Here is an 11103-nt window from a genome sequence, read left to right on the forward strand (position 1 = left end):
GCGGCGTTGAAGCCGCTGATCCCAGGGCTCCTCGCGGGTGTAGTTTAATGGTAGAACATGAGCTTCCCAAGCTCAGAGCGCGGGTTCGATTCCCGTCACCCGCTCCACGACAAAGGCCCAGGTCACAGACCCGGGCCTTGTTTGTTGTCCAGACCTCTCTAAAGGTCTTGCACCAGATCCGCACCAGAAGGCGCGTCGCCGTCCTCCTGCGCCGCCTTCTTCCGCTCAGCGCGTACCCGTGCGTCGATCCCGTCGGCGACCTCCCGCTGACGCTCCGAGTTCGAGTGCTGGTAGATCAGCGCCGCTCGTTCGGAGGACTGGCCCGCGCGGACCATCGTGTCCTTGAGCGTGGCCCCGCTCTGCGTCGACAGGGTGTGCCCGGTGTGACGAAGATCGTAGAAGCGGAAGCCCTCCGACATACCGACCTTGGCACGGGCTCGACGCCACTTCCGACCGAAGGAGCTTCGCCGGAACGGAGCGCCCTTCTCCCCTACGAACAGCAGCCCGTCCCGGCCCTTCTCCGCGAACCAGTCGAGGTGCCGGCGGAGGTCGGTGCGAAGGAAGTCCGGCAGGACGACGAGCCGTACGCCCGCTTCCGACTTGGTGGGACCCGTGGCCCGCTCGCCGGTGGTCAGCTCAGGTGAGGCCAGAGTGATCCGGAGCGTCATCGCGTCCAGGTCGACATCGCGGCGCCGGAGCTCCGCTTGCTCTTCCGGGCGGAGTGGCCCGTACGCACCGAGGTAGACCATCAGCTTCCAGCGCACTCCGATCGCGTTCGCGAGGGCGTCCACCTGTTCCACCGTGGCGACGGGACGCTCCGGTGCGATCTCCTTGCCGGCCCCGCGTATCCGGCAGGGGTTGCGGCGGATCAGTTCATCGTCGGTCGCAGTCTGCATGATGGCCTTCAGCAGCCTGTATGCCTTGGCGACCGTCGTGGGAGCTTCCGTCGTCGTCAGCCGCTCCGTGCGCCAGGTGCGGACACGAGGTGAGGTGATCTCGTCGAGGTCGAGGCCACCAAAGGTGGGCAGGACGTGGAGTCGAAGCAGTCGCCGGTACAGCTCATTCGTTGTCGGCGACAAGCCGCGCTCCCTCACCCATTGCGAGGCGTACACCTCGAAGTTGACTGCTCCGGCGTCGGGGTCTTGCCAGTTGCCCCGGGAGAGGTCGGCTTCGACCTGGGAGAGCCAGACTTCCGCGTCGGTCTTGGTCTCGAAGGTCTGAGGCGCACGGCGTTCCATCCCCTCTGGGTCCAGGTAGCTCGCCGTCCAACGTCCTGACCGGTACTGGCGAACGGCTCCGAAGCGACGCCGCCTTCCCTTGCTGTTTCCCATCAGGCAGCCGCCTTCCGGGCTCGGGCCCGACGCGGACGCATCGGCTGGACGGTTCGCTCCTCGATGTACGCGGCGAGGGCGCTTTCCGGGATGCGTACGTGACGGCCGACCTTGACGAAGGTGATGCGGCGCTCGGCGATCAGCCGGCGGGGGAACCGGGCTGTTGTGCCGAGGAGTTCGGCGACCTGGTCGACGCTGAGGTATCGGTCCGTCATCGTGCGATCTCTCCTTCCTTGCTGGTGGCGGTTGGCGTTCCGGAGTCGGCGAGCGAGGCCGAGAGCCATTCCTCAGCAGGGCTGAGCCCTGTTCCGACGAAGGCCCAGTGCGCGAGGACGAGCGTCGTCTCCTCGCGGGCACTGTCCACGGGCTGTGGATGGTTCTCGCCGCGCGCGATGGCGGCTTGGAGGCGGCGCCATTCGGCGCGGGCAGCACGGAGAGCACCGAGGGTGGTGGAGTAGCGGCGAGTCTTGGTGGAGAAGTGACCGCGGAAGCCGAGCATGTGCGCCCAGGCCCGCAGCCGCAGGTGAGCCAGGTCCTTACGCCCGCCGAGGGCCCAGGCGGTGCGGATCAGGCGTTCCGCGTGCGGGTTGAGGCCGAGCTGGGCGAGTTCGCCGACGAACCTCAGACGGCGATCGAGCGTCCCCGTGGCTGTCTCTGCGCCCTTGGTGGCGTACTTGGCGACGTAAGCAGCGACGGCCCGGTCTGTGAGTTCCTGACCGCCGTCGAAGTCGGGTCCGTGGATGGTGCGTGCGTCGAGCTGGCGGCCGAAGGCGAACGAGTGCGCGCGGCCGTCGAGGACGGGGCCGGCCACGGTGGCCTTCCCGGCAGCGGCCTGAATAGCATCGGTCAGCAGCTCGGCAGTCGCCCAGGCCGGGGGCGAAGTGTCGCCACCCTCGGGCCCGTCGAGGCGAATCACGGCATGGAAGTGGACGGCACCGCGCTTCTGGGTACTCGGCGACCTTGGCGAAGGAGACGCGGGCGAAGTGCCGGAAGGCCCGCTGAGTGAGTCCGGCGCGCTTGGCGATCTCGCGGCGCAGGTAGATGGTGAAACGCCGCCACAGGGCCCCGGCGTGCGCGTTCCACAAGACGGCGGCTTCGTAGTCGTAGCGGGCAGGATTCAGCGGCATGCCGAGCACGCCGTCACCCTGGTCGTGACGCTTGCCGCACCGGCACGGACGTACTGAATCTCCGGCCGAGGTCGGCCGGTTGTGGACAGGACCGAAGCTCGGAGCGGTGAACGTCGCGAAGACGCGCGGATGCGAAGTGACCGTCTCGGGCGTGCCTTTGCCGCCCCGCAGTCCGGCGGTGATCAGGTGAAACGTGTCACGGCGGTACGTCTCGGCGCAGGCCGCACAGCGGGTCGTGCGGCGGTTGCCGCAGCGCACCAGGAGGTGACCGGCAGGCATGTCCGCCGAGTTGAGGCGGTGCAACTCGGCGCCGATCTCGCCTGTCGCGGTGTTGAGGCGATGTTCCGTCCGGTGGCCGGCAAGGCGCACGGGGTGCGTGCAACCGCCGAGCGTGGAGAGCTGGCGGAGCATACCGGGCAGCGTCCCCGTTGAGGCGAGGGTCCCGAGTTCCTTGAGTGGCGTCGGGCTCTTGCGGGTGATGATGGGAGTTCTCCTTTCGGCTTCGGTCGGAAGGGGTCGGGCTGCCGGGGCGGTGGATGCTTGGCGGTATCGAGACCGCCCCGGTAGCCGCTCAGCGGCGGTGCTCGGAGTTCAGGAGCGAGCGCAGGACCACGGCGGCCACGGCGACGGATATGGCCGAGACAGCGACGGCGGTGAGCAGGGCCGTGAGGACGACGCCGCCCAGGAGCACGGTGGCAACGGCCCCTGTGCTGACCGAGGGCAGCGAGCGGCGTACGGGCGCCGGGGCGGCCGGTTGGTGGCCGTGGATGACGGGACTTGAACCCGCGACATTCGCGGTGGGGTTCTGCGGGAGCTGGGGCTTGAGCAGCATGGTTGGTTCTCCGTTCAGTCGTGGGTGCCGTTGACGACGTCGACCCCGTCGCGGGTGCCGTTGTCGATGGCGGGGGCCAGGAAGGTGTCGGCGAGGTAGAAGCCGAAGAGGGCGATCACGACGACGAGCCAGACGCGGACGCCGAGGAACTTCACGGCGCCCAGGTGATGAGGCCGAGGACGACGACCAGGGGCAGAGTCACGTTCACGAGGTCAGTTCTCCTTTCAGCGGACGGGGCAGCGGTGCGTACGGGCGGCGAGTTCGGCGGCAGCGCGCGAGTCGTAGTCGGCGGAGAAGCCACAGCGCGGGGCGGTGCAGGCGGCGGTGTGCTTCTCCCGCCCGCGGTTGTCGTAGGCGGTGCCGACCTGGACGGGGCCGACGCGGGTCACGCGGCGGAAGCGGCGGTTCAGCGGCATGGCGAGTTCTCCTGTCGGGTCAGGTGAGTTGGGCGGCGATCTGTTCGGCCAGCGGTGCGGGGACGCCGAGGCGGGCGCGGAGCGTGCCGGTGTCGATGGGGGCGCCGGTACGGGCCTGATGTGCGTCGGCGACCTTCCGGGCGTGCTCGACGAGCGCGGCCGGGACTGGTGGTGCAGTGCTCTCCGGCTTGGCGGGCCCCAGTGCTGGCGGCTGCTCGGCAACCGGTCCAACGGGAGCGTCGGGCTCCTGCTCGGCAGTCACGACGGGCTCCGAACTCTCAGCCGCAGCAGGCTCGTTCGACCCGTGGGCGAGAAGCGTTCCGCCGAGGAAGGCCAGTGCGGGCCACCCGGCGACGAGGATGCGGAGCCAGTCGGGGAGGTCGTTCAGGTCGAGGAGGCCGGCGGTGGAGACGTTCGCGCCGAGCGACGCAGCCAGGGCGATCAGGAACCAGCACCAGCCCGCCGCCTTGTCCTTTCCGGACCTCAGCCGCCGCCACGCGGCGACCAGGAGCAGGTCGACGGAGACCGGGTAGGCCCACGCCTTCCAGCCGTCCTGTCCGGCAGCCGAGGCCAGGTCGTGCAGATGCGCGAAGGACAGCGCGGCAGCGATGACGGCCTGGACGAGTACGGCATCGACACGGGCCAGTTGTGCGCGCACGGGGAGCCTCCTTTCTGTGTTCAGGCATGGGAGGGGTAGGGACGTGGCGTGAGGCGGTCACGCCGACCGGGTCGGGGTGTGGGTCAGTCCGTGACGGGCCAGGGCTTCACGAGCGAGATCGGCCGCTCGACGGGCTGAGCCGGAACGACGGGCCGGAACGGGTCCAGCGCAGGCACGTCCGGCACCATGTGCGCGGCTTCCTGGCAGACGGCGGCAGCATCCGCCAGCGACAGGTACGGCGTACGGATGCGGGACCAGCCGCCGGAGGTGTCACCGGCCACGGCCAGGCCAGGACGTTCCGGAGCGATGGCGCAGGCGGCCTCGACCGCTTCCGGGGCGATGTCACCGAGCGCCATCTTGGCCGAGGGCTCATCGTTGACGCGGTGGCAGACGCGGCCGGAGAGCTGGGCACGGAGCATGGTGGCGCCCTTGCCCAGTTCGGCCCCGAACCGCTGTCCGCACACCTCCAAGTAGATGCCGGCAGCGCGGCCGAGCTGGGCGAGACGGATGAGCTGGGTGACCATCTCGTCCCGCCTCTCCTCGTCCTTCCGCGTTGCGACGAGGAAGAGTTCGGCGACCTCGTCCACGAACAGCACCACGGGCACCGGGCGTTGCTTCTCCGGCAGTCCCCACACGTCCGAGGTGATCTCCTCATCCGGCGTCCTCGGAGCTATCCCCTGCCGGGCTTTGATGAGGTCGTAGCGCTCCTCCATCAACCGCACCAGCACCGGCAGCAGCTCAGCCGCCTCCCCCGACTCAGTCGCCAGAGCCGACAACCGCGAAGCGAACGGAGCCAGCTCCACACCGCGCTTGCAGTCGATCCCCACCAGCGCCACCGGCTGACCGGCGAGCCCGGCGACCAGGTGCCGCAGGTACATCGACTTCCCCGACAGCGTGGCGCCGAGGGTGAGTTGGTGGGGTATCGCGCGGTAGTCCCGCACGAACGCGGTCGCGTCCTCCCGCAGAGCCACCGGCACCCGCAGGAAGCCGCTACCGGCCTTACGGGGCATCCGCACCCGGTCCAGCACGTCGAAGCCGACGAGCCGCAGCTCGACCACACCGGGCCTGACCACGTCCACGTAGACGGCGTGAACACCCCAGGCGTGACGCAGCCGTTCAGCCGAGGCCGCCACGTCCGCCGGTTCCTGACCCGGAGCGAGCCGCAACCGCACCCGCATCCCCGTCGAGGTAGGCCGCAGCATTCCGCGGCGAGGAGGCACCGGCCGCACCTCGCGACGAGTCGTCGCGCGTGTGGCCAACACCCGCGGCCGGGACGGCGGAACGGTCAGCCCGCAGGAGTCCATGACCGACCCGTACGAGCCCAACAGCCGGGCCACCGACACCGGCAAGCCCACCGTGGACCAGTACGCGGCCGGATGCCGGGCCCGGAGGTAGGCGGCCCCGCCACCAGCAGCGGCGAGGGGACCACCCACCTCCATCATGGTCATCAGTTCCGACATCGGGTCAGGCCCCCACACCGGCCGGAACGGCACCAGGGGCGACAGCCGCCGCACGGTAGGCGATGCCGTGCCGCTGCTGCCCGTTGAACACCGAGTCCCAGGGCCGGGCGATCAGCCCCGGCAGCGAGACCGGTGCCCCCAGCGTCAGCCCGTCGGAGACGCCGCTTTCCGGCACGGTCACGTGGATCAGCGAGGACTCCCCCTCGTCGATGTAGACGACGCCGACCTTCATCAACGCCTCACCACTGACGGCGTCCTTGGCGATCTCGCCGGTCTGGCGGTCCCGCACCTTCGGCTCAGGCACCTCGGTCAGCAGGATCGTGGCGTTCTCGGTCTGCACACGGATGGTCTTCAAGGTCTCTCTTCTCCTTCAGTCACGGCCGGAACCATCAACACCTAGTCGTCTAGACAAGATGCGTCGTGACAGCCCCGGTTCGATTGGGAACACGAACCACTGTGCCACATGCTTGCCCACTCGTCTATACGAGTATGCCTCTGCGTGTGTACAAGTCCCGGAGAAGAGGCCCCACTTGCAGTGCAGCAGCCTCCGAGACCCGTCAGGTGGCGGGGAGTTGGTAGGCGAGGACGTAGGCGTCGGCGGCCATCACCGTGTCGCAGACCTCCACCGCACGCCCCTCGGTGTCGTACGCGGTCCGCACCAGGTGAATCACCGGCACACCGGAGGCCAGCCGCAGGGACTTGACCTCATCCGGTGCCGGCATCCGGGCCCGTACCTCCTCGTCGAAATGCTCCAGGCGGTGCCCCAGTTCTTCCAGCCGGGCGTAGATCCCGCCAGGCCCGGGGTTGGGTTCGGCGATCGGGGTGTTGCGGGCGATGTCGAGCGGCAGGTAAGAGGTGGCGAACTCGACCGGCTTGCCGTCCAGCAGGTACCGGCGCCTGCGGGCGAGGACCTTCCGTGCTGACCCGAGCCGGGCGGAGATCTCCGGCGTGGAGCGTTCCTCGCGCACTTCCAGGCTGTCCACCTCGGGACGGCTCCCCGCGGCTTCGGCCTCCACAGTGAACGCGGACTTCCCCTGATCTCGGTGACGCCGGGCGAAGCGGTCCGACGCCAGACGCCGCACCGGGGGCCGGGGCCGCACGAAGACCCCGCGTCCGTGCTCGGAGGAGACCAGCCCTTCACTCTGAAGGATGGAAAGCGAGTTGCGGACGGTCATCCGGGACACCCCGAAGTGCTCGGTCAGCTCCGCTTCGGACGGCAGCTTGGCGCCCTCCTTGAACCGCCCCTTGTCGATGGCTTCCCGCAGCTGGTCAGCGATCTGCCGGAACACCGCGCGGTCACTTGTCGGGTCCAGCGCTCCGAGAACGCCGGAGGGGAGAGCCGCCATGTGTACTCCTTCAGATATCTAGACGAGAAGCTGAGTGTCATTGCTACGGTGGAGAGCCTAGCCAGCAGAGGGAAGCCGAGGAACGTGAGCACTGTAGAGCGCCCCCATTCCGTGAGCGTCGCCGGAGTCATCGTCGACGAGCACGGCCGGGCCCTCCTGATCCAGCGGCGTGACAACGGCCAGTGGGAGCCGCCCGGTGGCGTGCTCGAACCGGGGGAGACCATCCCGGACGCTCTCCAACGCGAAGTCCTCGAAGAGACCGGCTTCAAGATCGCACTTCCGGCGACCCTCACCGGCGTCTACAAGAACATGTCCGGCCTGATCATCTCGCTCGTCTTCCGCTGCGAAGCGGTCGACGGGGCCCCGACGACGGGGGAGGAGACCTACGCACTTCGCTGGGCGACCCGCGAAGAGGTCTCCGAACTGGCCGACGAGGCATACGCGATCCGCGTCCTGGACGCACTCGACGCAACATCCCCGCCGGCCGTGCGCGCGCACGACGGCGTGAAACTCGTCTAGCTCTAATCCACTGTCCATAGCGGCCACCAGCACGAAGGAACTTGTATGCACGAGTATACGAGCACGGTGCGAATCTGGGAACTCTCCTGCCCCGGTTACTTGGAAGAGATCGGCCGCGCACGCCGATGGACGCGCGACATCCTCAGCGACAGCGACCACGCCGACGACGCTGCACTGATCGTCACCGAGCTGGGGACCAACGCCTTACTGCACAGCGCCAGCGGCAATCAGGGCGACGGCTTCAACCTCACGATCTCCCGCACACCACAGGCGGTCTCCGTCTCCGTCACCGACTCCGGCGGCACGCGAACCACACCCCACGTCGAGCACCCCGACGAGAACGACACCCACGGCCGCGGCCTGGCCCTCGTCGCCTCACTCGCCCGACGACTCCACATCTACGGCGACGACGAACACGGCCACACCGTCACAGCCGAACTGAAGGCCGGCCCCCAACCATCGCCCGACGTCCCTCTCACCCGGGGCTACTGGTGCGAATGCACGGTCAACGGCGGCACGCTCGGCGCCTTCGACGCCACCAGCCCGGAACAAGCCCTCCGCTGGGTCCGCATCAGCCTCATGACGATCGCCATCACCCTGGACGACGAGCCCTACCGCCAGGCCCAGCGCTGGAAGGCCCACGAGCAGCCGCAGGCCCTCGAAGCGCTCCGCCAGGGCGAACCCCAGGACCTCACCCTCAAGCACCGCACCACCCAGATCACTTGGACGGCCCGTCCGGTCACATTCCTACCGATGGCACACCGCCACGGCAGGACGCTGCCCGCATGCACGCAGCGCCACTCGACCGCTCAACTCAGCTTCCTCAGCTGTCTAGTCCCAGGTGATGCGCGACGTTCTGATCCCGGGTGATGCTTGACGGTGGGCCTAGACAACATCACTGCCCTCGTAGGGCTTGTCCGCTTTGATGTGGCGGACCGGCAGGTCGGTGGTACGCCGGATCACGCGGACCTGGCCGTCCAGCTCAACGGTGATCGTCGAGTCCGCTACATGGACGGCCACGGTCTGTCCCGCGTACGTCCGGCCCAGGGAGATAACTTGGCGGCACACCATGATCGTGCCCTGGCTGCTGATCCGGCGCTGCACACGCACCGGCTCCACCCGCGGCCGGGGCGGCGGACCGGCCGGACGAAGCCCCCGCAAACGCTGGACCTCCCCGGGGCTGAGCGGGTTGGGCCGCACCCGCAGCAGCTCCCGCGAGGACGGACCGAAGAACGACAGCGTCTCTCCTTCGATCCGGACGCCCACCTGCCGACCACCCAGAATCTCCGCCGCCAGCACCTGATGCCCGCCCAGGCTCACCACTCCGCTGTTGTTGACCAAACGGTCCACCTCGAACGCGACCGCATCCCCGGCGGGAAGCGGTGCCGGCCCCGCCGCACGCCCGCCCCGGGCCGCCAACCGGGCCAGATCGGCCACCGACAGGTGCGAACGCACCGTCTTGACCCTCGCACCGGCGATCAGCAGATGAATCACCTGCGTGTCGGCCCAGAACGTCACCGTCAGCCCCGACCGGGCCGGCCCCAGCCAGAACTGCTTCTCCGCGACCTGCAGATTCCCACTCGCAGGCACCACCCGCTCGAACTCCACCGGACCACCGTGCTCCCACGGCACCGCCTCCGGCGGATCGGCAGGCGCAGGCTCCACCACCTCGACCGGCTCCGGGAGCACAGGAGGAGTCTGCTGCGGCACCAGAGCAAGCGCGCCCGGCACCCGCACTCCCAGCACACCTCGCTCCTGCTCGGGAACCGAAGCGAACCGGTCCGCCGGAGACTGCATCTCCAACGCCTGATGCGGCCGGAGAGAGTTGTACTCCTCCACCCACGCATCCATCGCCATCTGAGCTGCCTCGATGCTCTCGAAGGCACCGCAGTCGTCGAGGAGTTCACGCCGCAGCGTCTGATGGAACCGCTCCACCTTGCCCGTCGTGGTCGGTGACGCCGGCTGCGTCAGCCGGTGCGCGATCCCGTTCTCCCGGCAGACCCGGTCGAAGAGCACCTCACCACCCTGCCCGAACCGGTCGGTGAACTGCTTGCCGTTGTCCGTCAGCACCTCCTCCGGCACCCCGAACCTCTGCACAGCCCGAGCGAAGGCCGCGCACACCGCCCGCCCTGTCGCCCGCGCGACCACGGACGCGATCACGCAGTACCGGGAATGATCATCCACACCGGTCACGACCTTCGCCTCGGACAACTCACCCGTGAGCGGGTCGACCAGCATCACCCCGCCGACGATGTCCATCTGCCACAACTGCATGGGCCGATCCCGCTGCCAGCGCTTGTAATCCGAACGCTTCCGCCGCCGAACCCCCGGCTCCACCAGCCCATGCCGCAGCAAGATCCGATACACCGTCATCCGCGACGGCACCGGACTCACCGCACCGGCCCGCTCCAGCACATGAGCGATCCGCACCGGGCCCCACCGAGGATGCTTGCGCCGCAGCTCACACACCGCCGCCTCCACCTCCGCAGAAGCCTGATGCGGACACGACGCCGGCCTACGCGACCGGTCAACCAACCCCGCCAACCCCGAAGCCGCATAACGCGACTTCCACCCGCTGACCGTCTGCCGCGACACACCCAACTGAGCGGCGACCTCCGTCACCGTCGCACCCGCCAGCACCGCCAGAACGGCCCGGTATCTCTGCTCGACGACCGACAACTCCACCAGCGCCAATCCCAGCCTCCCCACACACGCCGCAACGACGCGCACAGAAAGACCGATCACGGCCACTGTCAACCATCAGCTGGGACCGAAGCGTCAAGCATCTACCGGGACAGGACATCAGCTTCCTCAGCGGTGAGTAACAACTTTCTCTACTACTTCAAGGGCTCGCTCCGCTCGCCGCGCGGCCCGGCTCGCCGCCGGGCCGACGCTCATGTCTCCGCCCCGCTCCGGCCCGGCCGCCGGCCCGCGCGCGGACGCGACCCACAAGAAGAGAGCGCCATCGTGGCTGGGGCGGTCGGCTCCGCGGCTTTACGGAGCCAGTTTGGAGCGAGCCTCTACGATCGGGGCTGCTGCACGGGTTGGTGACAGTCGGTTTTCATGCCGCGAGGGTTGCGGCGGGCTTCATGGTGATCTCGTACTCGATGGGGGTCAAACGGCCCAGCCGGAGTTGTCGGCGGCGTCGGTGGTAGGTCCGCTCGATCCAGGTGACGATCGCGGTGCGGAGGTCTTGCCGGGTGGCCCAGGGGCGGCGGTCGAGGACGTTGTTCTGCAGGAGCGCGAAGAAGGATTCCATGGCGGCGTTGTCGCCAGCGGCGCCGACTCTTCCCATGGAGCCGTCCAGGCCGTGGCGGTGCAGGGCGTGGACGTACTTTCTTGATCTGAATTGGGCGAGTTCAACCGGTCGTTGCAACACCGGGCTGTTGCAGCGAGCGTAGCTGTTCCTCGAAG

At 68.7% G+C, this 11103-nt stretch carries 12 protein-coding genes, 1 tRNA gene and 2 pseudogenes; 3 read left to right on the forward strand and 12 right to left on the reverse strand.

Features of this window, described 5'->3' with window-relative positions:
- Positions 1 to 33 precede the first annotated feature (33 nt).
- Positions 34 to 107, forward strand: a tRNA-Gly gene (locus tag H343_RS0127225).
- Positions 108 to 158: 51 nt separating this feature from the next.
- Here the strand turns inward: H343_RS0127225 and H343_RS0127230 are convergent.
- The 10 genes and pseudogenes from H343_RS0127230 to H343_RS0127275 all read right to left on the reverse strand — a co-directional run bounded on the left by H343_RS0127230 (position 159) and on the right by H343_RS0127275 (position 7170).
- Positions 159 to 1331 carry a site-specific integrase gene (locus H343_RS0127230; RefSeq protein WP_028433700.1) on the reverse strand — a complete coding sequence of 391 codons (1173 nt, stop codon included), beginning with the start codon at positions 1329 to 1331 and terminating at the stop codon, positions 159 to 161.
- Positions 1331 to 1546: a helix-turn-helix domain-containing protein gene (locus tag H343_RS0127235; protein ID WP_028433701.1), complete on the reverse strand. Its 216-nt coding sequence runs from the start codon at positions 1544 to 1546 to the stop codon at positions 1331 to 1333. Before H343_RS0127235 ends, H343_RS0127230 begins: the two co-directional genes overlap by 1 nt.
- Positions 1543 to 2869 (reverse strand): annotated as a pseudogene (locus H343_RS33165) (replication initiator). The gene H343_RS0127235 and the pseudogene H343_RS33165 overlap by 4 nt, the downstream one beginning before the upstream one ends.
- A 160-nt stretch (positions 2870 to 3029) precedes the next feature.
- Positions 3030 to 3287: a SpdD protein gene (locus H343_RS0127245; RefSeq protein ID WP_486587075.1), complete on the reverse strand. Its 258-nt coding sequence runs from the start codon at positions 3285 to 3287 to the stop codon at positions 3030 to 3032.
- A 17-nt stretch (positions 3288 to 3304) separates the two neighbouring features.
- Positions 3305 to 3498: pseudogene (locus H343_RS33170) on the reverse strand (hypothetical protein).
- Between the two features lie 16 nt (positions 3499 to 3514).
- Entirely contained in the window at positions 3515 to 3706 is a 192-nt protein-coding gene (locus tag H343_RS0127255) for a mobile element transfer protein (RefSeq protein ID WP_028433703.1), read from the reverse strand.
- A gap of 19 nt (positions 3707 to 3725) precedes the next feature.
- On the reverse strand, positions 3726 to 4364 hold the full coding sequence (locus H343_RS0127260; RefSeq protein ID WP_028433704.1) for a DUF2637 domain-containing protein: 639 nt from the start codon (positions 4362 to 4364) through the stop codon (positions 3726 to 3728).
- Positions 4365 to 4447: 83 nt separating this feature from the next.
- Positions 4448 to 5824: an FtsK/SpoIIIE domain-containing protein gene (locus H343_RS0127265; RefSeq protein WP_028433705.1), complete on the reverse strand. Its 1377-nt coding sequence runs from the start codon at positions 5822 to 5824 to the stop codon at positions 4448 to 4450.
- A gap of 4 nt (positions 5825 to 5828) precedes the next feature.
- Positions 5829 to 6179, reverse strand: a complete 351-nt coding sequence (locus H343_RS0127270) for an SCO3933 family regulatory protein (RefSeq protein ID WP_028433706.1) — start codon at positions 6177 to 6179, stop codon at positions 5829 to 5831.
- Positions 6180 to 6381: 202 nt separating this feature from the next.
- Positions 6382 to 7170 (reverse strand): GntR family transcriptional regulator, encoded by a 789-nt coding sequence (locus H343_RS0127275; RefSeq protein ID WP_028433707.1) that lies wholly within the window; start codon positions 7168 to 7170, stop codon positions 6382 to 6384.
- 111 nt (positions 7171 to 7281) lie between these two features.
- Between H343_RS0127275 and H343_RS0127280 the strand changes: the two genes are divergently transcribed.
- The gene (locus tag H343_RS0127280; RefSeq protein ID WP_028433708.1) at positions 7282 to 7689 is read left to right on the forward strand and encodes an NUDIX domain-containing protein; all 408 of its coding nucleotides are present in this window, start codon (positions 7282 to 7284) and stop codon (positions 7687 to 7689) included.
- Positions 7690 to 7734: 45 nt separating this feature from the next.
- Positions 7735 to 8559, forward strand: coding sequence for an ATP-binding protein (locus tag H343_RS36180; RefSeq protein ID WP_078506145.1), 825 nt, complete (start codon positions 7735 to 7737; stop codon positions 8557 to 8559).
- A gap of 15 nt (positions 8560 to 8574) precedes the next feature.
- On the opposite strand, the gene H343_RS0127290 is transcribed toward H343_RS36180, so the two are convergent.
- Entirely contained in the window at positions 8575 to 10368 is a 1794-nt protein-coding gene (locus tag H343_RS0127290) for an IS481 family transposase (RefSeq protein WP_486587076.1), read from the reverse strand.
- A gap of 382 nt (positions 10369 to 10750) precedes the next feature.
- A partial coding sequence (locus tag H343_RS33180; RefSeq protein ID WP_158679630.1) for an integrase core domain-containing protein occupies positions 10751 to 11103 on the reverse strand: 353 nt, incomplete at its 5' end.

This window comes from Streptomyces sp. TAA204 (assembly GCF_000424965.1).